General features: G+C 68.0%; 18 protein-coding genes. 10 read left to right on the top strand and 8 right to left on the bottom strand.

All coding sequences use genetic code 11. From position 1 onward, the window contains the following. The first annotated feature begins 1 nt into the window (after position 1). Genes WT60_RS19330 through WT60_RS19320 form a run of 3 tightly spaced genes read left to right on the top strand, consistent with a single transcriptional unit; the run spans position 2 to position 3,148 of the window. On the top strand, positions 2 to 994 hold the full coding sequence (locus tag WT60_RS19330) for an ABC transporter ATP-binding protein (RefSeq protein ID WP_038748474.1): 993 nt from the start codon (positions 2 to 4) through the stop codon (positions 992 to 994). Further along, entirely contained in the window at positions 991 to 2,007 is a 1,017-nt protein-coding gene (locus WT60_RS19325) for a peptide ABC transporter ATP-binding protein (protein WP_038748472.1), read from the top strand. Before WT60_RS19330 ends, WT60_RS19325 begins: the two co-directional genes overlap by 4 nt. After that, positions 2,000 to 3,148 (top strand): TraB/GumN family protein, encoded by a 1,149-nt coding sequence (locus WT60_RS19320; protein ID WP_038748470.1) that lies wholly within the window; start codon positions 2,000 to 2,002, stop codon positions 3,146 to 3,148. Before WT60_RS19325 ends, WT60_RS19320 begins: the two co-directional genes overlap by 8 nt. A 513-nt stretch (positions 3,149 to 3,661) precedes the next feature. Here WT60_RS19320 and WT60_RS19315 read toward each other — a convergent pair. The 5 genes from WT60_RS19315 to pxpB all read right to left on the bottom strand — a co-directional run bounded on the left by WT60_RS19315 (position 3,662) and on the right by pxpB (position 8,548). Beyond that, positions 3,662 to 4,618, bottom strand: coding sequence for a DUF979 domain-containing protein (locus WT60_RS19315; RefSeq protein ID WP_060355803.1), 957 nt, complete (start codon positions 4,616 to 4,618; stop codon positions 3,662 to 3,664). Then, positions 4,615 to 5,361: a DUF969 domain-containing protein gene (locus tag WT60_RS19310; protein ID WP_060355836.1), complete on the bottom strand. Its 747-nt coding sequence runs from the start codon at positions 5,359 to 5,361 to the stop codon at positions 4,615 to 4,617. The genes WT60_RS19315 and WT60_RS19310 overlap by 4 nt, the downstream gene beginning before the upstream one ends. A gap of 625 nt (positions 5,362 to 5,986) precedes the next feature. Further along, the gene (gene pxpA / locus WT60_RS19300; protein ID WP_038748465.1) at positions 5,987 to 6,751 is read right to left on the bottom strand and encodes a 5-oxoprolinase subunit PxpA; all 765 of its coding nucleotides are present in this window, start codon (positions 6,749 to 6,751) and stop codon (positions 5,987 to 5,989) included. 64 nt (positions 6,752 to 6,815) lie between these two features. Next, positions 6,816 to 7,895, bottom strand: coding sequence for a biotin-dependent carboxyltransferase family protein (locus WT60_RS19295; protein WP_059643296.1), 1,080 nt, complete (start codon positions 7,893 to 7,895; stop codon positions 6,816 to 6,818). Beyond that, entirely contained in the window at positions 7,892 to 8,548 is a 657-nt protein-coding gene (pxpB, locus tag WT60_RS19290) for a 5-oxoprolinase subunit PxpB (RefSeq protein WP_038748462.1), read from the bottom strand. Before pxpB ends, WT60_RS19295 begins: the two co-directional genes overlap by 4 nt. 149 nt (positions 8,549 to 8,697) lie before the next feature. Here pxpB and WT60_RS19285 point away from each other — a divergent pair, with 149 nt between their 5' ends. After that, positions 8,698 to 9,210, top strand: a complete 513-nt coding sequence (locus WT60_RS19285; protein ID WP_038748460.1) for a winged helix DNA-binding protein — start codon at positions 8,698 to 8,700, stop codon at positions 9,208 to 9,210. A 149-nt stretch (positions 9,211 to 9,359) separates the two neighbouring features. On the opposite strand, the gene WT60_RS19280 is transcribed toward WT60_RS19285, so the two are convergent. Then, complete coding sequence (locus tag WT60_RS19280; protein ID WP_060355804.1) at positions 9,360 to 9,956, bottom strand: 5-formyltetrahydrofolate cyclo-ligase; 597 nt, start codon at positions 9,954 to 9,956, stop codon at positions 9,360 to 9,362. A gap of 21 nt (positions 9,957 to 9,977) precedes the next feature. On the opposite strand from WT60_RS19280, the gene WT60_RS19275 reads away from it, so the two are divergent. The 5 genes from WT60_RS19275 (at position 9,978) to WT60_RS19250 (ending at position 18,179) form a co-directional block, all read left to right on the top strand. Continuing rightward, the gene (locus WT60_RS19275) at positions 9,978 to 11,933 is read left to right on the top strand and encodes a lytic transglycosylase domain-containing protein (protein ID WP_060355805.1); all 1,956 of its coding nucleotides are present in this window, start codon (positions 9,978 to 9,980) and stop codon (positions 11,931 to 11,933) included. A 138-nt stretch (positions 11,934 to 12,071) separates the two neighbouring features. Further along, positions 12,072 to 13,031, top strand: a complete 960-nt coding sequence (locus WT60_RS19270) for a complex I NDUFA9 subunit family protein (protein ID WP_059578177.1) — start codon at positions 12,072 to 12,074, stop codon at positions 13,029 to 13,031. Positions 13,032 to 13,095: 64 nt separating this feature from the next. Beyond that, the gene (locus WT60_RS19265; RefSeq protein WP_038748452.1) at positions 13,096 to 13,743 is read left to right on the top strand and encodes a glutathione S-transferase family protein; all 648 of its coding nucleotides are present in this window, start codon (positions 13,096 to 13,098) and stop codon (positions 13,741 to 13,743) included. Further along, positions 13,740 to 14,981: a multifunctional CCA addition/repair protein gene (locus WT60_RS19260; protein ID WP_060355806.1), complete on the top strand. Its 1,242-nt coding sequence runs from the start codon at positions 13,740 to 13,742 to the stop codon at positions 14,979 to 14,981. Before WT60_RS19265 ends, WT60_RS19260 begins: the two co-directional genes overlap by 4 nt. Positions 14,982 to 15,974: 993 nt before the next feature. Beyond that, entirely contained in the window at positions 15,975 to 18,179 is a 2,205-nt protein-coding gene (locus WT60_RS19250; RefSeq protein ID WP_060355807.1) for an ATP-binding protein, read from the top strand. Here WT60_RS19250 and WT60_RS19245 read toward each other — a convergent pair. Continuing rightward, positions 18,143 to 18,865, bottom strand: coding sequence for a response regulator transcription factor (locus tag WT60_RS19245; protein ID WP_038748445.1), 723 nt, complete (start codon positions 18,863 to 18,865; stop codon positions 18,143 to 18,145). The two genes, WT60_RS19250 and WT60_RS19245, sit on opposite strands and share 37 nt — an antisense overlap. Before the next feature lie 475 nt (positions 18,866 to 19,340). Between WT60_RS19245 and WT60_RS19240 the strand changes: the two genes are divergently transcribed. Further along, the gene (locus WT60_RS19240; RefSeq protein WP_060355808.1) at positions 19,341 to 20,912 is read left to right on the top strand and encodes a helix-turn-helix domain-containing protein; all 1,572 of its coding nucleotides are present in this window, start codon (positions 19,341 to 19,343) and stop codon (positions 20,910 to 20,912) included. A gap of 281 nt (positions 20,913 to 21,193) precedes the next feature. Here the strand turns inward: WT60_RS19240 and WT60_RS19230 are convergent, their stop codons facing one another. After that, complete coding sequence (locus WT60_RS19230; RefSeq protein WP_236860837.1) at positions 21,194 to 23,149, bottom strand: hypothetical protein; 1,956 nt, start codon at positions 23,147 to 23,149, stop codon at positions 21,194 to 21,196. Positions 23,150 to 23,172 lie beyond the last annotated feature (23 nt).

The raw sequence follows: 23,172 nt of genomic DNA, 5'->3' as shown, positions 1-23,172 counted from the left end.
CATGAGCGATTTATTGACCATCCGCAATCTCGCGGTGAACTTCAACGGGCTACCCGCGGTCGACAGGATCAACCTGTCCATCGCGCGCGGCGAAGTGGTCGGCGTGGTGGGCGAATCCGGCTCGGGCAAGAGCGTGACGATGATGGCGCTGATGGGCCTGATCGACGCGCCCGGCATCGTCACCGCCGACGAAATCGCGTTCGACGGCGTCGATCTGCTGAAGGCGAGCCCGAAGGCGCGTCGCGGGATCATCGGCAAGGACATCGCGATGGTGTTCCAGGACGCGCTGACGAGCCTGAACCCGAGCTACACGGTCGGCTATCAGATCAAGGAGGTGCTGAAGCTGCACGAGGGCCTGCGCGGCGACGCGCTGAACAAGCGCGCGCTCGAATTGCTCGACCAGGTTGGAATTCCCGATGCGAAGAACCGCATCGGCACGTTTCCGCACCAGATGTCGGGCGGCATGAACCAGCGCGTGATGATCGCGATGGCGGTCGCTTGCAATCCGAAGCTCCTGATCGCCGACGAGCCGACGACCGCGCTCGACGTGACGATCCAGGCGCAGATCATGGATCTGCTCGTCACGTTGCAGAAGGAGCGCGGGATGGCGCTCGTGCTGATTTCGCACGATCTCGCGGTCGTGTCGGAAGTCGCGCAGCGCGTCGCGGTGATGTACGCGGGCGAGATCATCGAGACGAATCGCGTGCCGGACATCTTCGCGCATCCGCATCATCCGTACACCGAAGCGTTGCTCGCGGCGATACCCGAGCACAACGCGGGCGCGAAGCGGCTCGCCGCGCTTCCCGGGATGGTGCCGGGCCGCGACGACCGGCCGAGCGGGTGCCTGTTCGCGCCGCGCTGCAAGTACGTCGTCGACGACTGCACGAAGGCGCGCCCCGCGCTCGCCGAGCTCGTGCCGGGCACGGGCATGCGCGTGCGCTGCATCAAGCCGCTCAATCTGCAAGCGGCGCATACGGAAGGAGGCGCGCGATGAACGCAGTCTACGAAACGCGCGAGTCCGCCGCGCGCGACGACATCGTGCTCGTCGCCGACCATCTCGCGAAGCACTACACGGTTCGGCGCGGGATGTTCGGGCACGGCACCGTGAAGGCGCTGAACGGCGTGTCGTTCTCGCTCGTGCGCGGCAAGACGCTCGCCGTCGTCGGCGAATCCGGCTGCGGCAAGTCCACGCTCGCGCGCCAGTTGACGATGATCGAGCAGCCGACGTCCGGGCATCTGTCGATCGACGGCCGCGACGTCGCGGGCGCGGATCGCGAGACGATCGCCGCGCTGCGCCGCCGCGTGCAGATGGTGTTCCAGAATCCGTTCGCGTCGCTGAATCCGCGCAAGACGGTCGAGCAGACGCTCGCCGAGCCGCTCGCGATCAACACGCATCTGACGGCCGCCGAGCGCGCGCAGCGAATCGCGCAAATCATGCGCACGGTGGGCTTGCGCCCGGAGCACGCGAAGCGCTATCCGCACATGTTTTCGGGCGGGCAGCGCCAGCGCGTCGCGATCGCGCGCGCGATGATCCTCGATCCGCAGATCGTCGTCGCCGACGAGCCGGTGTCCGCGCTCGACGTGTCGATTCAGGCGCAGATCCTGAATCTCTTCATGGATCTGCAGGAGCAGTTCAAGACGAGCTACGTGTTCATCTCGCACAACCTCGCCGTCGTCGAGCACATCGCCGACGACGTGATGGTGATGTACTTCGGCAGCGTCGCGGAGCTCGGCGACAAGAAGACGATCTACGCGCGGCCGAGGCATCCGTATACGCGCGCGCTGATGTCGGCGACGCCCGCGATCTTCGAGGCGGACCGCAAGATCCAGATCAAGCTGCAGGGCGAGCTGCCGTCGCCGCTCAATCCGCCGTCGGGCTGCGCATTCCATCAGCGCTGCCCGTACGCGGTCGAGCGGTGTCGCGCCGAGGAGCCGAAGCTGCGCGAAGTCGACGGCCGGCTCGTGGCCTGCCATCGCGCCGAGGAGGTGGGGGAGGCGAATGCCTGAGGCAGTGGCGGCGCGCGAAGCCGCGCGCCGCTCGCGTAACGGCGTGCGGCGCGCGGCTTCGCGAGCCGCACGCAATCCCCGGCGCTGGCGCGCGCGTGCGCTCGCGGGCGCCGTGCTTGCCGGCGCGTGCGCGGCGGGCGGGCTCGCGTGGCCGACCGTCGGCGCGCTGGCGGCGGGCGGCGTCGCGGCCGCGCCGGTGCCGCAGTCGCCGATTCCGACGCCGAGCATGTTGCTGCCGGGCTTTCACGCGCCGCCGCCGTCGACGTCGAACGGCACCGTCGCGAGCGGCGCGGTGCGCACGCAGCCCGCGCGCATGCCGTTCTACGTCGCGACGAAGGGCAAGGTCACCGTCTACGTGCTCGGCACGCTGCACGTCGGCGAGCCTGCCGACTATCCGGCGAACCAGCCGTTTCGCCGCCCGATTCTCGCGGCGCTCGCCGCGTCGCCGACGCTCGCGCTCGAACTGTCTCCCGACGATCTGCTCGAATCGCAGGACGACGTGTCGAAGTACGGCGTGTGCAACTATGCGTGCCTGCCGCGCCTGCTGCCGGGGCCCCTCTGGCAGAAGCTCGCGAACCGGCTGCGCGGCAATCCGGCCGCGCTCGCCGGCATCCGCCACATGCGGCCTTGGCTCGCGTCGCTCGTCGTCGAAACGTACGATTCGCTGTCGGCCGGCCTGCAGACCGAATACGGCACCGAGGCGCAATTGCAGAACGTGTTCCTGCGCAAAAAGGGCGGCAAGGTGGTCGGGCTCGAGACGCTCGCCGAGCAGATGCGCGCGTTCACGGGGCTCACGCTCGCGCAGCAGCGCGAGATGCTCGCGCAGGACATGGCGCAGACGCCCGCGCAGAACGCCGACGACGTGCGCGCGCTGCACCGCCTCTGGCGCATCGGCGATGCGGACGCGATCGCCGCATGGGCGAGCGCGAAGACGGAGCGGCTCACGCGTGTGCGATCGATCGCCGATTCGATCGACAACAAGATCGTCTACGAGCGCAACCGCCGTTTCGTCGCGCGCATGGCGGCGATCGCCGCGCCGAACAAGCCGCTTTTCGTCGCGATCGGCGCGTTGCACCTGGGCGGGCCGAAGGGCGTGCTCGAGCTGCTGCGGCAGCAGGGCTATCGTGTCGACGCCGGGTGATCGGGAATCCCGAACGACTAGGGATTAACCCAAATTTTGCGGTGTTTGGCGAGCGGAGCGTGTTCCGACGATTGACACTCCGTGGGGCTAAATCTATTCTCCTTTCACCAAGTCGTAAAAAAGAAAATGCGCTACGGGGAACAATAAAAACAGCGCGGGGGTAGCGTTGCCGGCGCGCGTCGAGCGTGTCGGCAGCGGTTGTCTGCATGCACGACGGGGCCAATCACCACAACAAGCCAACATGCAGGCACATACGCCTACTCAATGGACGTTCCGCCGTTCGGCCGGGGGAAGCAGATGCGGGCGGCGGCGGACGCATTTTTTTATCCAAAGCGTCGGGCTTCGTTGCGACGCGCGCGGCGGCTGACGGGCCGCTGCATCAAGCGGGCGGCCGCTGGCCGAACCGCTCGGCCGGTTAATCGGCCGGTTAATCGGCCGGTCGATCGGCCGGTCGAAGAAAAAGCGCCCGAGGGCGCTTTTTTCATGGCCCGCATGCCCGCGCTCCGCGCCCGTTCACCGAAACATCAGGAGATTCAGCAGCACGATGTTCGCCGCGAGCAGCGCGAGCGCGGTCGGGATCTGCACCTTGATCACGCCGTTCTTGTCGGGCAGCTCGAGGAGCGCGGCGGGCACCATGTTGAAGTTCGCGGCCATCGGCGTCATCAGCGTGCCGCAGTAGCCGGAGAACATCCCGATCGCGACCATCACGGCCGGATCGCCATGGAACACGTTGACGAGGATCGGCACGCCCACGCCGCCCGTCATCACCGGAAACGCGGCGAAGCCGTTGCCCATCACCATCGTGAAGAGCGCCATGCCGATGCAGTACACCGCGACCGCGACGAACCGGTAGTCGAGGTTCACGTACGCCGTCGTCACGTGCGCGACCGCCTTGCCGACGCCCGCATCCGAGAACACGAGCCCGAGCATGCCGAGCATCTGCGGCAGCACGGCCGCCCACGACAGCGCGTCGATGAGGCGCCGCGCCTCCTGCAACGACTGGCCGACCGAATCGCGCGTGATCCGGCACGCGAAACCGAGCGCGATCACGCAGCCGATGCCGAAACCGATCAGCGTGACGTTTTTCGGATCGACGAGCGGCGCGCCGCCGACGTGCAGATGGCTCGCCGCGAGCGTGATCGCGACCGTCACGAACGGAATCGTGAGCGCGGGCACGAAGAGCCGGTTGCCGATGCGCGCGGCGCTCGCGCGGCGGATTTCGTCGGCCGGCAGCTTCGGCTTGGCCGCCGTTACGCCGCCGAAGCCCGCGATCAGCGCCATCGCGATCACGAGCGCGCCGACGAGCTCGACGGGCAGCGTGTCGCCGACGATGAAGACGAGCGCGTAGAGCAGCCAGAAGCCGCCCGCGGTGAAGCGGCGCGGGTGCGCGCGGTCGGTGACGATCGTCGCGCCGACGGCGAGCAGCACGAGGCCGACGAGCCAGAACAGGTAAGTGATCGTGAGCGTCATGCGCGGCCTCCGTGGTCGGCGGCGGTGGCGGTGGCGGCGGCGAGCGGCGCGGCCAGCGCGCGCAGTTCGCGTTCGAGCCGGCGATCGAGAAGCCACAGCCGGAAGCCGTGGATCAGGAACGCGGATACGGCGGTCGGAATGCCCCAGAGCGCGACGTGCATCGGTTCCACCGCGATGCCCGCTTCCTTCAGGAACGTCACCATCAGCACGATCGCGCCGAACGCGACGAAGATGTCCTCGCCGAAGAAGAGGCCGACGTTGTCGGTCGCGGCGGCGAACGCGCGCAGCCGGTGGCGGATCGCGTCGGGCAGCGGACCGAAACGATTCTCGGTCGCGCCCTCGGCCATCGGCGCGATCAGCGGCCGCACCATCTGCGGATGGCCGCCGAGGCCCGTCAGGCCGACGGCCGCGGTCAGCTCGCGCACGAGCAGATAGATGATGAGAAGGCGTCCCGCCGTGGCCGCCCGGATGTTCGCGATCCACGCCTGCGCGCGCTCGCGCAGCCCGTGCCGTTCGAGGAGGCCGATCACGGCGAGCGGCAGCAGGAGGATGAGCGGGATGTTGCGGGTCTTGAGGAAGCCCGCGCCGATCGCGGCGAGAATCCGCTCGGGCGGGAAGTGCGCGCTCGCGGCCGTTGCGATCGCCGCGGTGGCGACGATCAGCATCGGATTGAAGCGCAGCGCGAAGCCGACAACGATCACGGCGACGCCGATCAGCGGCCATAGACTTACGGTGCCTTGCATGAACATTCTCCTGACATGGGTTGACGCGCGCCGTCTTGGAGCGGCGCGCGGGCGGCTTGCGATCGGCGCGCGGCCGGCGCGCCGATGGGCCTTTGCGGCTCTCGTGGCCGCTCGGGACTGCAGGGCGGGCGCGCGTTCGTTGCGCGCGTCCGCGCGATCCGGGCGAAGGCGGCTCGCGCGAGCATGCGCGCGCGCCGGCCTTCGCCGCGTCGGCGAATGGTTCTTGCGGCGGGCGCGGCCCGCCGCATGCAAGGTGTCGTGTGCGCCCGGCGCGTGGCGCGCGCCGGGCGGAGTTCATCGTTCGCGGCCGTTCGGCGCGCGGCGGCCGTCGGTCAGACGCCGGCCTGCTCGCGTCAGTCGTGCGCTGCGCCGCGATTTGCGCGATGCTCGGGCCCGCAGGGCGTCCCGCGCGTCGAGCCGCGCATCCGAATGCGCGCGATCGCGGCGAACCGTGTGCGCCGGGCCGGGTCGCTGCGCACACGCGCGCGCCGCCGGCCGGGCGTCGGACCTCGGGCCTCGAACCTCGAACCTCGAACCTCGAACCTCGAACCTCGAACCTCGAACCTCGAACCTCGAACCTCGAACCTCGAACCCCGAACCCTTCGGGCCTTTGAACCTAGCGCCCTTAAGCGCGCGCTCCCGCATGCTCCGCGCCCGGCGCGTGCATGTCGATGCCGGCCGCCTCGAGCGCCGCGCGAATTCGCCTGGCGAACGCGAGCGCGTGCGGACCGTCGCCGTGCAGACAGACCGTCTGCGCGTTGAGCGGCACCCATTCGCCTGTGACCGCGCGCACGCGCTGGCCGCGGACCATTTCGAGCGTGCGCGCGAGCATCTCGTCCTCGTCTTCGACGAACGCGCCCGGCTGGTTGCGCGGCACGAGCGAGCCGTCCGCGCGATAGCCGCGGTCGGCGAACACTTCCTCGACGGCGACGAGCCCGGCTTGCCGCGCGGCTTCGACGAAGCCGCTCTTCGCGAGGCCGAACACCGCGAGCGACGGATCGAAATCGTGGATCGCGGACACGACCGCGTCGGCGATCTCGGCGTCGCGCGCCGCCTGGTTGTACAGCGCGCCGTGCGGCTTCACGTGCGCGATGCGCCCGCCTTCCGCCTGCGCGATCGCGGACAGCGCGCCGAGCTGATACAGCACGCCCGCGTAAATTTCGCCCGCGGGCAAGTCCATTTCCTTGCGGCCGAAGTTCTCCGGATCGTGAAAGCTCGGATGCGCGCCGATCGACACGCCTTTTTCCACCGCCCAGCGCACGCAGTCGCGCATCGCCTGGGCGCCGCCCGCGTGCCAGCCGCACGCGATGTTCGCCGACGTGACGAGGTCGAGAAGCGCCTCGTCGGAGCCGCAGCCTTCGCCGAGGTCGGCGTTCAAATCGATTTCCATGATGTTTCTGCCTAAAGCGTTCGCGACCGGCCGGCCGCGCCGCGGCCCTCGGTCCTCCAGAATCTCATGCGGCCACCCCGCGCGCGGCGCGCGTGCGCTGCAGCGCCTCCTCGCGCATCTCGATCGCGATGTCGATCTGCCGCAGGTACGCGCGCTCGGCGGCGAGCGCGTCGCGCGCGGCCGCCGCCGTCACGCGGACGAAGCGGATCGGCAGGTTCAGGCGCGCCTGCGCGAGCTTCCAGAGGTCCGCGCGGATCACCGCGCCGATCCGCGGATAGCCGCCCGTCGTCTGCGCGTCGTTCATCAGCACGATCGGCTGGCCGTTGCCCGGCACCTGGATCGTGCCCGGCAGCACCGCGTGTGAGAGCAGGTCGCCCGATTCCGCGCGTTCGAGCTTCGCGCCCGAGAGCCGGTAGCCCATCCGGTTGCTGTTCGGCGTGACGACCCATTCCTCGTCCCAGAACGCCTGTTGCGCCGCCGGCGCGAAGCCCGCGTATTGCGGGCCGGGCAGCACGCGCACGGGCATCGCCCATGCGGCGTGCGTGTGCTTGTGGCGGCGCGGATGCTCGTCGACGCGCGCGAACGCACACCACGCGGGCGCCTTCACGCCGAACTCGGGCGCGTCGGGCGCGACGCACGCGGGCGCGCCGGCGGGCGGCATGCCGACGGGCAGGCGATCGCCGTCGCGCAGCATGCGCCCGCCGAGGCCGCCGAAGCGCGACGCGAGATCGGTGCTGCGCGAGCCGAGCATCGGCAGCACGTCGATGCCGCCCGCCACGCACAGATAGCCGCGCATCCCGCGCTTCGCGACGGGCAGCGCGAGCGTCTGGCCGGCCGCGACGGGCACGCTCCACCACGAGTAGACGGGCACGCCGTCGAGCGTCGCGCCGAACTCGGTGCCGGTGATCGCGACGCGTGTGGCGCGCGGAAAGCGGAACGACGCGGGGCCGAGCGTGATTTCGATCGCGGCGGCGTCCGGCCGGTTGCCGACGAGGCGATTGCCGACTTCGAGCGCGAGCGAATCGAGCGCGCCGCTTTGCGCGACGCCGAGATGGCGATAGCCGCGGCGGCCGAGATCCTGGATCGTCGAGAGCGGGCCGGCGCGCAGCACTTCGATGCCGCCTGTTCCTTGGCGTGAAGTCATCCGCTATGCACTCCTGCGACGGTGAAGCGCACGCGATCGCCCGGCTGCAGCAGCGTCGGCGGCGTGCGCGCGGGATCGAAGAGCGCGAGCGGCGTGCGGCCGATCAGCTGCCAGCCGCCCGGCGCGGCGGCCGGATAGATGCCCGTCTGCTCGCCGCCGATGCCGACCGAGCCGGCCGGCACTTCGAGCCGGGGCGCGGCGCGCCGCGGCGTGTGCAGCGAACCGTCGAGGCCGCCCATGTACGTGAAGCCCGGCTGGAAGCCGAGGAAGAACACGACGTAGGTGCCCGCCGAATGGCGCCGCACGACTTCGTCGCGCGCAAGCCCCGTGTGCTTCGCGACCGCGTCGAGATCGGGGCCGAACGCGCCGCCGTACTCGACGGGGATCTCGACCTCGCGCCTGCTTTCGGCGACCTGGTCCGCATCGCGCCACGCGGTCTTCATCAGTGGCGCGAGCGCGTCGGCCGTCGTCTCGAGCGGATCGAACACGATCGTCAGATTGTTCATGCCGGGCACGACGTCGACGACGTGCGGCCAGCCCGCCGCCGCGCTCGCGACCGCCCACACGCGGCGCTGGCATTCGAGCGTCGCGGGAGGGGGCGCCTCGCAGACGAGGGCGGTATCGCCAAGCGGATAGATGCGTGGAGTGATCATCGATGGCAAGCAAACGGCGTTGGGCCGGGTGAAGAATACATTATCAATAAAATGTCGATAACTTCTCGTCGAAAAATTTCGGCGGACGCCGCGCGGACGATCTTGGCGTACACTTTCGCGCACCTTCGCTCCACCTTCGCCGATTCGCCATGCAGCGTCATCCGACCAAGATCGTATCGTCCGAACATCTCGTTTCCGAGACGAGCGCGGAGCTGTCCGAGCTCGAATATGCGCTCATCATGGCGGGAAACGCGTTCAATCGCTGGATGGTCCGGTGCATGGCTGCTGCGGGGGCGAAGGACATGACGGCCGTCGAAGTGTCGCTGCTGCACCACGTGAGCCACCGGGACCGCAAGAAGAAACTCGCCGACATTTGCTTCGTGCTCAACATCGAGGACACGCACGTCGCGACGTATGCGCTCAAGAAGCTGGTAGCTAGAGGGTACGTAAAAAGCGAAAAGACAGGCAAGGAGGTGTTCTTTGAGGCGACCGGCGCGGGCCGCGCGCTCTGCCTCAAGTATCGCGACGTGCGCGAGCGCTGCCTGATCGAGACCCTGAAGGACAGCGGGCTCACGAACGAGCAGATCGGCGACGCCGCGCAACTGTTGCGCCACGCGTCCGGGTTGTACGACACCGCGGCGCGCGCGGCCGCTTCGCTCTAGGCGGGCTTGGCGGCGGCCCGACGGGCGGCGCGCCCGCGTGTCGGGGCGTCGACATGTCGGGCGCGTCGATATGTCGGCGCGTCGGGTTTGGCGGCCGCGTCGGCCGCGTCAGGCGCGTCGATGTGCCGCCGTGCCGCCGTGTCGCCGCCTCAGTCGCCCGAGCGGTAACTCCGCGATTCGGTGACGATCCAGTCGAGCGGCAGATCGTGCGCTTCGCGCGGCAGCTCGCGCACCCCGCACGCGTCGTAGGCGAGCCCGACCGTCACGGGCCGCGCGGCGCCGGGCCACGCGGCGAGCGTGCGGTCGTAATACCCGCCGCCGTAGCCGAGCCGGAAGCAGCCGTGATCGAAGCCGACGCACGGAATCAGCAGCAGGTCCGGCACGAGCCGCGCGCCCACCGCGGGCTCGGGAATCCGATGGCGGCCCTCGCGCATCGGCGCATCGGGCGTCCACGCGTGGAATTCGAGCGGCGTGCGGGGCTGGCCGATCACGGGCAGCGCGGCCTGCCGGCCCGCGTCGCCCGCGAGCCACGACGCGATCGCGTCGCGCGCGTCGAACTCGCCCGCGAGCGGCCAATAGAAGCCGACCGTGCGCGGCGCGCTGTCCGCGAGGATCGCGAGCACGCGCTGCGCGAGCGCGTCGTGCGCGAGCGCCGAGCGATTCGCGTCGAGGCGGCGCTGCGCAAGCGTTTCGCGCAGCGTTTGCTTCGGATTCGGCGCCGGGGCGCGTGCTATGCTTTCGCTCACTAGAGTGCTCCGTTCACAACGATGTCCACCAGCCTTTTTCGAGTATATCGCGCGGTCGCGGCGCCCCTTGTCGCCGCCGTGCTGGCCGTCGGGGCGGCCGCCTGCGCCGCGCAGACCGCCGACGAAGCGTCGTCGAACGACGATCAGGCCTTCGTCCAGCTGCGCGAAGCCGCGCGCAAGAACGATCCGGTGCGCGCCGCGCAACTCGCGGCGACGATCCCGAATTATCCGGCGCCGTCGTATCTCGAATACTTCCAGATCAAGCCGCAGCTGTTCGATTCGTCGGGCCATGCGCGGCTCGACGCGCCCGACGCGCCGGTGCTGTCGTTCCTGTCGCGCTACGACGGCCAGGCGATCGCCGACCGGATGCGCAACGATTACCTGCTCGTGCTCGGCGCGCGCCACGACTGGCGCAATTTCGACGAGCAATACAAGCGCTTCGTGCTCGACGACGACACGCAGGTCAAGTGCTATTCGCTCGAATCGCGCGCGGCGCGCGGCGAGAACGTCGCGGACATGGCGCGCGAGCTGCTCGTCGAGCCGAAGTATTACGGCGACGCGTGCGTTGATCTCATCACCGCGCTCGCGGCGAACCAGCAGTTCTCGAGCGACGACGTGTGGGCGCAGGTGCGCCTCGCGTACGAGCAGAACTACACGACGCTCGGCGGCAAGATCGCCGACGCGCTCGGCCCGCGCCCGGCCGCCTTCGACCAGGTGACGAGCGCGCCGCCGCTCTTCCTCGCGCGCGGCGTCGGCGCCGACGCCGCGTCGCGGCAGCTCGCGCTCGTCGCGATCACGCGGATGGCGCGCAACGATCCGGAGGCGGCGGCGGGCCAGCTCACGTCGCTCGCGTCGACGCTGTCGGCCGCCGAGCAGGCGATCGGCTGGGGCGAGATCGGCTATCAGGCGGCGGTGAAGCGCTTGCCGCAGGCGTCGTCGTGGTATCGCAAATCAATGGACGCGCCGCTCTCGAATTCCGCGTACGAGTGGCGCGTGCGCGCGGCGCTGCTCGCGGGCGACTGGCCGATGGTGCGCCGCTCGATCGACCAGATGCCCGAGCGGCTGCGCGACGACACGACGTGGATTTACTGGCGCGGCCGCGCGCTGAAGGAGACGGGCGACACGCTGAAGGCGAACCAGGAATTCGAGCGGATCGCCGGGCAGTTCAACTTCTACGGCCAGCTCGCGGGCGAGGAGCTCGGCCAGAAGACGGTGATCCCGCCGCGCACGAAGGTGACGGACGCCGAGATCGACGCGATGAGCAAGGTGCCGGGCTTCGCGCTCGCGCAGCGCTTCTACGCGCTCAATCTGCGGCTCGAGGGCAATCGCGAATGGAACTGGTCGCTGCGCGGGATGACCGATCGGCAACTGCTCGCGGCGGCCGAGTACGGCAAGCGCGTCGACCTGCTCGACCGCACGGTCAACACGGCCGATCGCACGACGGCCGAGCACGATTTCTCGCTGCGCTATCCGTCGCCGTACCGCGACGTCGTCGAGCGCTACGCGCAGACCAACGGGCTCGACATCGAATGGGCGTACGGGCTGATCCGCCAGGAGTCGCGCTTCATCACGAACGCGCGCTCGTCGGTGGGCGCGGGCGGCCTGATGCAGCTGATGCCGGCAACCGCGCAGCTCGTCGCGAAGAAGCTCGGCCTCGGCACGGTCACGCGCGCGCAGATGCACGACATCGACACGAACGTGCAGCTCGGCACCTGGTATCTGTCCGACATCTATCAGAAGTTCGACAACTCGGCGGTGCTCGCGACGGCGGGCTACAACGCCGGGCCGGGCCGGCCTGCCCAGTGGCGGCAGGCGCTCGCGCGGCCGGTCGAGGGCGCGATCTTCGCCGAGACGATCCCGTTCAACGAGACGCGCGATTACGTGAAGAACGTGCTGTCGAACGAGACGTACTATGCGGCGCTCTTCGAGAAGAAGCCGCAGTCGCTGAAGGCTCGCCTCGGCTTCATCGCGCCGTGACGCGCGCCGCGCCGCGCCGCGCGGATGCGGCGCGCGTGAGCGTCGCGCAAGCGCAAGCGTTTTGCGGGCGTAGCCGGGGTTTCGTGTGGGTTTCGCCGCCGCGCGTCGCGCGGCGGCGCGCTTTGGTGGGGCACGATCATGCAGGGCCAGACCATCGCCGTACTCGGCGGCACGGGCTTCATCGGCAGCCGCCTCGTCAACACGCTCGTCGAAGCGGGCGCGCGCGTGCGGATCGCGACGCGCCGCCGCGAGCATGCGCGGCATCTCGCGATGCTGCCCGTCGACATCGTCGAGCTTTCCGCCTTCGACGTGCGCGCACTTGCGCGCTTCGTGGCGGGCGCGAGAGCGGCCGTCGATCTCGTCGGCGTGCTGCACGGCGGGCGCGGCACGCCGTACGGCGAGGGCTTCGAGCGGCTGCACGTCGCGCTGCCCGCGGCGCTCGCAGCGGCGTGCATCGAAGCGCGCGTGCCGCGCGTGCTCCACGTGAGCGCGCTCGGCGCCGATCCGCGCGCGCCCAGCATGTACCTGCGCTCGAAAGGCGACGGCGAGGCCGCGCTGCACGCGCAGGCCGCGGCGGGCGCGCTCGGCGTCACGGTGTTCCGGCCGTCGATCGTGTTCGGCCCGGGCGACGCGTTCCTCAATACGTTCGCGCGGCTTCAGCGGATCTTTCCGGTGGTGCCGCTCGCGATGCCCGATGCGCTGATGCAGCCGATCTACGTCGGCGACGTCGCGCAGGCGATCGCGAACGCATGCGCGCGCGACGCGACGCGCGGCAAGACCTACGAGCTCGGCGGGCCGCGCACGTATCGGCTCGAGGAGCTCGTGCGCTATGCGGGCCGGCTCGTCGGCCGCCACGCGCGAATCGTCCGGCTGCCCGACGCGCTTGCGCGGCTGCAAGCCTGCGTGTTCGAGATGCTGCCGGGCGAGCCGCTCATCACGCGCGACAATCTCGCTTCGCTGTCGGTGCCGAGCGTGATGACGGGACCGATCTCGCCCGAGCTCGGGATCACGCCCGCGAGCCTCGAAAGCATCGCGCCGACCTACATCGGCGACGCCGCGCTGCGCTCGCGCTTTTCCGGCTGGCGCACGCGCCGGTGAGCATCCGCAACGATGGCCGCCGCCGCCGGTCGGCCGGACAATCGACAACTACAGGAAGAACCCCATGAAACTCGTGATCGGAGACAAGAACTACTCGTCGTGGTCGATGCGCCCGTGGGTGCTGATGAAGCACTTCGCGATTCCGTTCGACGAAGTGATGATCGGGCTGCGCCTCGACGACACGACGGCGCGTATCCGCGCGCACTCGCCGTCCGGCAAGGTGCCGTGCCTCGTCGACGACGACGGCGGCGCGGTCTGGGATTCGCTCGCGATCCTCGAAACGCTCGCCGAGCGCTTCCCGCAATACGCGCTGTGGCCGCGCGACCCGGCCGCGCGGGCGCAGGCGCGCAGCGTGTGCGCCGAGATGCACGCGGGTTTCGGCGCGCTGCGCAGCGACATGCCGCTCAACGTGCGCGAATCGCACCCGGGGCGTGGCGCGACGCCCGCCGCGCTTGCCGACGTCGCGCGCATCGACGAGCTGTGGCGCACCTGTCTCGCCGCGTCGGGCGGCCCGTTCCTGTTCGGCGAGTTTTCGATCGTCGATGCGATGTACGCGCCCGTCGTGCTGCGCTTCAAGACGTACGAGCCGCCGCTGTCGGCCGAAGCGAGCGCTTATGCCGCGCGCGTCGCCGAGCTGCCGGCCGTGCGCGAATGGATCGAGGGCGCGCGCGGCGAAACCCGTGTGATCGACATCTACGGGCCGTCGCGATGAATGTCTACGCGGTGGGCGGCGCGATCCGCGACGAATTGCTCGGCCTGCCGGTGCGCGATCGCGACTACGTCGTCGTCGGCGCGACGCCCGAGCAGATGGCCGCGCAAGGCTTCAAGCCGGTGGGCAAGGATTTTCCGGTGTTCCTGCACCCGGACACGCACGAGGAATACGCGCTCGCGCGCACCGAGCGCAAGACGGCGGCCGGCTATCACGGCTTCCGGTTCCATTACGCGCCCGACGTGACGCTCGAGCAGGATCTCGCGCGGCGCGACCTGACGATCAACGCGATGGCGCGCGAAGTGAGCCCGGGCGGCGCGCTCGTCGGGCCGGTCGTCGATCCGTTCGGCGGGCAGGCGGACTTGCGCGCGAAGGTGTTCCGGCACGTCGGCGACGCGTTCGTCGAGGACCCGGTGCGGATTCTGCGCGTCGCGCGCTTCGCTGCGCGCTTCGCCGATTTTTCGGTCGCGCCGCGCACGGCCGTGCTGATGCGCGAGATGACCGAGGCGGGCGAGGTCGACGCGCTCGTGCCCGAGCGCGTGTGGCAGGAGCTCGCGCGCGGGCTGATGGAAGCGAAGCCCGCGCGGATGTTCGCGGTGCTGCGCGAATGCGGCGCGCTTGCGCGAATCCTGCCCGAGATCGACGCGCTGTTCGGCGTGCCGCAGCGCGCCGACTATCACCCGGAAGTCGATACCGGCGTCCACGTGATGATGGCGATCGATCACGCGGCGAAGCAGGGCTATTCGCTGCCCGTGCGCTTCGCGGCGCTCACGCATGATCTCGGGAAGGCGACGACGCCCGCCGACGTGCTGCCGCGCCACATCGGCCACGAGGGGCGCAGCGTCGAGCTGCTGAAGCCGCTGTGCGAGCGGTTGCGCGTGCCGAACGAGTGCCGCGATCTGGCGCTCGTCGTCGCGCGCGAGCACGGCAACCTGCATCGCGTGATGGAGATGGGCGCGGCCGCGCTCGTGCGGTTGCTCGAGCGCGCCGACGCGCTGCGCAAGCCCGCGCGCTTCGCCGAGGCGCTGCAGGCGAGCGAGGCCGATGCGCGCGGCCGCCTGGGCCTCGAGGCGACGCCCTATCCGCAGGCCGAGCGGCTGCGGCAGGCGCTCGTCGCCGCGCGCTCGGTCGACGCGGGCGCGATCGCGCAGGCTCACGCGGGCGAGCCCGCGAAGATCAAGGATGCGGTGCACGGGGCGCGCGTGCGCGCGGTCGCGGAGGCGATCGGGGAAGGGAGATGAATGCGGCGAGCGGCATCGGCGGCGAGCCCGCCGATCGGGCGCTTGCACCGATCCTTCAGCCGCGTTTCAGGTTGCTTGCGCGAGCGGCGCCGAAGCGAGGCGTCCCAATCTCGCAGAACCTCACCATCATTCGAGCGACCCCGTCGACCGTCGAACCGCCTTTTCGGCAGCCTCGGCCGACATGATCCATTCGACGATCGACAGTTCGCCGGGATGCGCCGATTGAACGCATGCCGCGCGCGGGCGCGCCCAAGGCCGCGCGCGGGCGGCCGATCCGATTTCGGCGTAGACCGCCGATCACCGGCCCGTGGGGCGGGAAATGCGGGCCGATCGCCGCGCTGCGCCGGCGGCGCAGGGAACGGCGATCCCGGTCGCATCCTTCGCGCGCGACATCCGCAAGGCCATCGGCGGCCTGAAGGGCGATTTTTCACGGATACGGACCGGCGTCGTCGAATCGCCGCGCTTGCTGGCGCGCGAGAGCGCCCCGACGCACGGTCGCCTTGCGCCTGACGGCGCCCCGCCTCGCTTTGGCCGATCCGTTATCCGCTTGCATAGCGCGGCTCAATGAATCGGCGCGCGGCACGATCGGGCCGCATGATGAATCGATCATGCCGATTCATTCCGAAAGACTTGATTAAGGCGCGAATAGTTTCGCCCGCGGTATTCCGGATATCCCTCTTCATTGCGCAAACGAAATCTTTCCCGAATTGCGGTCCGGGGCGGACGGCTTCGTTATTCGCCTGTTTTCAGGCTCCGGCAATCGACGGAACCGGCCTTCAATCTTCCGTTTCGGTCTCGACATCGTTTTTCCCGGATCGGGGTCATGGGTTCGCGAGCACGGCAGGGCGGGCGCGCCGCGATTCTCGCCGTGTTTTCGGCTCATGATTCCTCGATCTCGAAAACGAATGCTGCCATCGATTCTTTCAGCTCTTAAAATTCCAGCTGGCCAGCCCGACCCGCATGCCCGACGGGTATTGCTTAATCAGAACAACTATGACTGCCGACATGCTGAGGGGCGTAATTCCTGAATTTGTCGACGCGGAAACCGAACAGACCTTCCGCCGATGCCGCGTGTCGGAAACCGTATATCAGGCGCGGGCCGCGATATGGGTTGCGGTCATTGCCGCGCTCTCTTTTGCGCTCAACGACATCAGGCAGGCCGGATTCGAGCTCGAGTCGGCCATCCAGTTCGGGCTGCGCTTCGCCGCGGTCGTGTGGTCGGCATGGCTGCTGTTGCGGTTGCGCCGGCCGATAGAGGCCCCCGCGCTCCATTGCCTGCTGCTGGCTTGGGCGATCGTCATCGATCTGCAGGCGATCGCCGAGGGTGTCGCGAGCCCGTCGAACTTGCTGGTCATGCAAACCGTGCTGTTCGGGCTCGTGACTTTCCTGCCGCTGCGCTTCGTGACGAGCGCGATCAACGGCGCGTGCTTTGCGGTCGGGCTCATCGCGATACTGCGATGGCGGTGCGCGGCGATGTCGCCGCTGCTCTATCCGATGTCGATCGCGATGGGTTTCGCGCTCGCGACGGGTTTGCAACAGCTCTGGCGTGTCGAGCGAATGCGCCGACGGGAATTCGCCCGCGTGCGCAGCGACGCCCATCAACGCGAGGCGCTGCAGCGCGCCAAGGACGCGGCCGAAGCCGCCGACCGAGCCAAGACGAGATTGTTGGCCGTAGTCAGTCATGAGGTCCGCGTGCCCATGAACGGCGTGCTCGGCTCGCTGCAACTGCTCGAGGGTTCGCGGCTGGACGCGATACAGCACCGTCAGGTCACTATCGCGCGAGATTGCGCCGAACATCTGATCGGCCTGCTCGACAGCATGATCGATTACGTGCGGCTGGGCGTCGTGGTCGAGGCGCCGGTTTCGACCGATTTCGATCCTCGGCAACTGGTTCAAGGCGCCGCCGAGTTGATGCACGCGCGTGCGCTGGCCCGGCAGACAACCATCGACGTCGTCGTCAGTCGTGACGTGCCGCAAGCGCTGCACGCCGACGCCGGCCGCCTGCGCCAGGTGCTGATGAATCTGTTGAGCAACGCGGTCAAGTTCACCGAGCGGGGGCGCGTCGGCGTTTCGTTGGCCATGCGTGGCCACGCGGCGGACGAGCTGCAACTGGAGATCGCCGTCGAGGACACCGGAATCGGCATTCCGGAAAACATGCTGGCGCGGATTTTCGATGACTTCGCTCAGGCCGACGAATCGATTGCACGCCGCTTCGGCGGCGCGGGCCTCGGGTTGGCCGTGTGCCGGCGCGTCGTCGGCATGTTGGGCGGCGCGATCACGGTGGCGAGCGAGCATGGCGCCGGCAGCCGGTTCCAGGTCGTGGTGCCCGTGGCCGCGGCGGCCGCGGCGACGCCGCCGGATACGCCCGCGTCACCTCCGTCGCGGCGGCTGAAGCTTCTCGTCGTCGACGACGATCCGATCAACCAGATCGTGATTGGCGGCCTCCTGACTCAGGCGGGCCACGACGCCATGCCCGTGGGCAGCGCGGAGGCCGCGCTCGCGCAAACCGCTCGCGAGCATTTCGACGGCGTGTTCGTCGACCTTCACATGCCGTTCGTCGACGGCATCGAAACGGCGCGTCGCATACGCGCGCAAGACGCGCGCGAACAGGCGCGGCGGGAGATGCCGATCGTCGTGCTGACTGCGGATCTCGTTGGCGCGCACAGCGCCGGCGCGGCCGATGTCTTTACGTCGGTGCTGGTGAAGCCGATCCGGCGAGATGCGCTGCACCGGGTGCTCGAGACAGTCGGCGGCACGGCTGTCGCGCGGCCTCGACCTTCGGACAAGATCTGGCCGACGGACGCGGCGGTGGATCTCGCTTGTCTGAGCGAGCATGCCGACGCGCTCGGCGCCGCCGCGCTCGGCTGGCTCGTGCATCAGTTCAGGCATGCGGGGCGACGTTTGCTGAACGAGCTCGGCGAAGCCGTCGCGCAGCGCGACGCATATCGAATCAACGCGCTTTCACACCGGCTGACGAGCTCGGCGGCGGCATTGGGGCTCGCGAGACTGGGGCGGCTCGCCGAGCGGGTGAAACGGGCGGCCGCTCGGGACGACGCCTCCGAGCTTGCCGCACTCGTGGTCGCGCTCGGCATCGAATTCGAACACAGCTTCGACGCATTGCGCAAAATCGCGCGCGAGGCGCGCGGTGCGCGGCGCGGTCGTCAACTGCCGCGATTCACCGCGGCATCGAGCCGGTAGCCGATCCCGACTACCGTGCCGATCGGGCAGCGCATCGTGCCGGCGTCGTCGGACATCTTGCGGCGCAATCGGGCGATCAAGGTGTCGACGCTGCGCGAGTCCGCCGTGTGCTCGCGCTTGCTGACCACTTCGAGCAGATACTCGCGCGTGAGCGTCGCGCCGCGAACCATCACGAGCGCGGCCAGCAGATCGAATTCGCGCGGGGTGAGGGGCAGCACGGCGCCGCCCGACAGCGCGAGTTCCCGGCGCCGAAGGTCGATCAGCCAGCCGCCGAACGTCAGCACCGAGTCGACAGGCGCGATCTCGCGATACAGCCGTTGCCGGCGCAGCAGGGCGCGCACGCGGGCGAGCAGCTCGCGCAGCCGGATCGGCTTGGTGATGTAGTCGTCGCCGGCGGTTTCCAGGCCGAGGACGCGATCGATGTCGCCGTCGCGTTGCGTCACGAAGATGACGCCCGCGGCGCTGTGCTCGCGCAGCTCGCGGGCGAGGGAGATGCCGTCGCCGTCGGGAAGGTTGATGTCGAGCAGCAGCACGTCGGCTGGCGCGGCGCGCAGCGCCTCGCGGGCTTGCGCGACATTGTCGCTGGTGAGGAGGTCGAAGCCCGCGTCACTCAGATAGCGGGCCAGCATCGTGCGGGTGATGGGGTCGTCTTCGACGACGAGGATGCGGCCCGGCGAAGCTTCCATGGTTTCTCCTTCGGGATAACCAATTCAGGCAATCGATTCGCGGATTGAAAAAATTCGGTTCCGATTCCGCCGTTGACGTCAGCCGACACATTGTCCGCCGTCATGTTACGCGGAGCGCGCAATCGAATGTTCGACGTTCGCCTGCCGCCGCACGGCAGCTTGCCGCTGTCACGGCTCTGTCGCTGCGTGACGCCGCGCCCCATGTGAACAACGATTGACAACGGCTCGCTCGTCTCATTCGGTGGCGCGCGCGGCTTGCATACTTCATGTACTCGCGATGGCGCGCGGCTACGCCGCGCCGTCATCGCGACACGCCAATGAATCACGCGAGGGAGACGCCAGATGCGGACTGTTTCCGGATTCGACATCACGCAGGCAGGAGCGCCCGCCCGCGTCGGGCAAGCGATGAAGTTCGGCATGCGCATCTCGATGCCGGGATGATCGAAGTCGTCAACGCGCGAACGAGGCCATCGACGTGGAATCGCTTTTGCGAGGCGTCTATCGTCCCTATCGGACGTTCCCCGATCTGCTCGAATCGTTGGTGCGCGCATTCGTTCGGCAACTGGGCGTGGGGAGCGCGTCATTGTGGCTGCGCGGCGTGGGCGTCCTGCAGTCGAATCGCAACGGCGAACTGTTCGATCTCGCATGGCTCGACGAGACGAACGTCGACGAACATGCTGCGCCGGACGAGCATTCGGCGCGATTCCCGGTCACATATGCGGGCGAGCAACTCGGCACGCTGCGGCTGAATGCGCGGGGCGACGCCGGCCGTTCGGACGCGTTCGCCGAGTGGGGGGCCGCCTTTGCGCATCGCTGCGCGCTGCTGTGCAAGCGTTACGACGTGCAAAGGTGGGCCCAGCAGCGTTTGAGCCGCAGCTTGCTGCTGGTGGGCATGTCCGAGCCGTTGCACCGCGTCGAGGTTTTCGTCGAAAAGGCGTCGTTCAGCACGTTGCCCGTGTTGCTCACCGGCGAGTTCGGCACCGAGAAAGCTCCGTTGGCGGCGGCGCTGCATTGTTGCGGCCCTCGGCGGGACGGGCCGTTCATCGAAGTCAATTGCGCCGATCCTGCCGGCGAGCCGGCGCAATGGTTCAAACAGGCGGCGGGCGGCACCCTGTTCTTCAACGGCATCGACGAGCTCGCGCCCCGGCTTCAGAACCAGTTGCGCCAGCATCTGCATTCGCGCCTCGGGCAATGGCTGGTGGTGCCGGACGAGTGCGAGGTGCGCGTGGTCGCGTCGACGACCTCCGATCTGCGACGATGCGTGGAAGAGGGGCGATTCTCGCAAGCCGTGCTGGCCGAGCTCGATTTCCTGTCGGTGACGGTGCCGCCGCTTCGCCTGCGCCAGGACGACATCGCGCCGTTGATCGTCGCGGCGCTCGAACATCATGGCTACGTCGCGCAGCGCAAGTGCGGCGACGCGCTGCTCGAGATTTGCCGGCTCTATGCGTGGCCGGAAAATCTGTATGAACTGGAGCGCGTGATCGCGCGTCTTGCGGTCATGACGGGCGATGCGGCCATCGGCCGCGCGGATGTCGCGCTTCACGTGCCGTGGCTGATTTCTCAGCCGCGCAGCGAGCGCGCCGGCGCGACGCGCGTTTCGGATCGCGACGACGACATGTCGCCGCGCGCGACGGAGCCGGACGCCGCCGCATGGCGCGCTTCGGCGACGCCTGCCCACTGGGCCCGGTGCGCGATGATGCGCAATGGCGCGGAGCTGGCGCGATTGCATAAGGCGCTGCGCAAGGCGCTGCTGTATCTCGGCGAACATTACGCCAATCCGGTTTCGATGGAGCAGCTGGCGCAGCATGCGCACGTGAGCCCGTCGCATTTGAGCTACCTGTTCCGTCACACGCTGAATGTCGCGTTCAAGCCGCTGCTTCAGCACATTCGCATCGAGAAGGCGAAGGAATTGCTGATGCGCGACGACTGTCCGCGCGTGACCGAAGTCGCGCTGAGCGTCGGCTTCGGCGACCTGAGCCACTTCGAAAAGAGCTTCAGGCGCATCGTGGGGTTGAGTCCGCGCGAGTTCAGGGGCTCGATTGCGTGACGTGCCGCTGCCATCGCGATATGGACGGGGCGGACGGGTCTTTCAGCTTCGACGCGCTCAGCTCCACCTGCATCGTTGCGGGCATCAACACGCGGTTTTGCAGGTGCTGCCACGCCATCGCGCCTGGGTAGCCGCAACCGGCAGGCGAGCTGCAGTGGGCCGGGGAAGATGTCGGTGTCGAAGCCTGCGTAAAAGGGCATGGCCTTGGTCCTTTTCCGACGAGCATGTCGATCGATGTGTCGCGCGAGGCGACACCGCGCGGCCTCTGCGGCCACCACCGATCAAATCACGGGGAGTAGCGTTTTCAGCGCCTCGTATTGTCGCGAGATTGCCTGGCGAACCAGGTAGTCCTCGATCAGAGCCGCAGCGACTTTGCGTTGCGCGGCGATTTCCGGCAGCGATGCGTAGTCCAGATCGGGATCGACCGGGTCGCGCCGGAACGGCGCCTCGCCTCGCGTTGCAGTGGTAACGGACAGATAAGCGATTGCCTTGCCTCCATTGAACACCACCATCGTCAACTCATGGGTGACACCGGTGGCGCGCGGCACGCTATAGACTCGAAAACGCACCGAGTTTTTCCGCCGAGCGTTTTGGGCGCCGGCGGAGCCTGAATCGAGCAATGTCTGGAACAACGCGAGTAGCACATCCACTTGCACCTTGGTGGCCACGCGAATCATCATGGCCTGAAACACCCCCGAAAAGCCAATCTTGCTCGGTGACAGGTATTCGTTCTGTTCCAGGAAGCCGATTAACACCAGGTCGTCGCTGAACGCGGCTTCGAGTATGCCCGCGGCGACGGCGGGGGGAAGCCTCTTTATCGCGTCGTCGAACCATCGCCTTAATTGGGCCCGCTCCTTGTCGAAGCGAATCGGCAACGTCAAGCTGACATGGCCTTTTCGATCGAAACAGCCTTCCTGGCTCGCTGCGCTGTCGGCAATCCGGTCCATCAAGTTGCGGGCCAGGCGGTAGGCCGGATCTTTATTCCCCAAGATGTCTTCCTTCTGCTTTTCATCCTTGACGTGATCTTTGATCTTTTCGGTGACTGTGCTGTTGGGTTTAGGAAACGGCGTGTGGCGATCGATTACCTTGGCCATCTCGCCGTCGCTTGCGCCAGCCATTGCGCTAAGTGCGTGGATGATGTCTTGCCACTGACTCGCGTCACCGTTGTCCCAGATTAGTTTGAAGCGCGTAAAACGTTTCGCGAGCTTGTCCTGATGATGCGAGCTACCGTCTGCGATCTCGCACAGCATCGTGGCGATTTCTCGCAGGTGATACATGATGTTCGGCAACGGCAGCTTCACGGGCTCGTGGGAAGGATTGGTGCCGTCAGGCATTTTCACTCCGACATCGTATTTTTCGATTTCGATTAGCCCCTGCGCCAGTTCCTCCCAGACCGTCACCGCCTCGATCGTGTCGCGCCGCGGCAGCGTGACGTCGATCAGCTCCATCAGCACCGGCTTGCGAATATCCCTCACGTTCTCTTGACGGACCGGCGGTTCGTGTTGATCCAGCTTCGCGTGCCAGGTGTAGCCAAGCCGGTGCAGGATGAATGGTCGGATTGCGTCATTGAGCAGGATGCCGGGAATGCGCTTTTGCTCTTGGTTCGACATGTTCGGATCAGATATCCGGCGCTGGTCGTTGGTCCAGAGCCCGAGACGCTGCTGGTCGAACACCCGCCGCAGCGATTGTGGGTCGTCGTATTGAAGCGTATAGGCTGAGCATTTCCCTCCATCGAGCGTGGCTCGCTCGTCTGTCCAGCGGTCGCCCGTTTCTTTGACGAATTCTCCGGCTACCGACGCGATTTCTGCGCCGGCTTCGATCATGGTGTTCATCACCAGTTCTTCCAGAAGGCCATAGATGATGGCCTGCAGCGGCACCGGCGCCCAAGGGTCGACAATGATCTGCGTATCCCAGTCTGATGTACCGCCGCCGTATTGCTTAGCTTCCGCCCCAGTCGGATTCCGTACGCATTCGAAAGCATTGCCGCCCTTCATATAGAACTTCACCAGGTCACGGTTCGGGGCTAGGCAGTACTTGTCTTGTAGCGATCGGTTCAGTTGGGCAATGTCGGTGTCGATTTTCTGCAGCGCCGACAAGACGCATTCACGGATAGCCGGCGTTGCGATGGGGTGAGGCGTTGCCGTATTGCCGTCAGGCTTTGCCACATTGTTGATTTGCGTGGTCAGCCAGGCGCTCATCGCGCGCCGTGCCGATCGCTGGTCGTGCTCTTCTTTCATACGTGCTCCTAAGCTAAACCGCC

It is taken from the genome of Burkholderia sp. MSMB617WGS, assembly GCF_001532025.2.
Classification (GTDB): Bacteria; Pseudomonadota; Gammaproteobacteria; order Burkholderiales; family Burkholderiaceae; genus Burkholderia; species Burkholderia savannae.
This window is presented reverse-complemented; position numbering and strand designations above follow the sequence as displayed.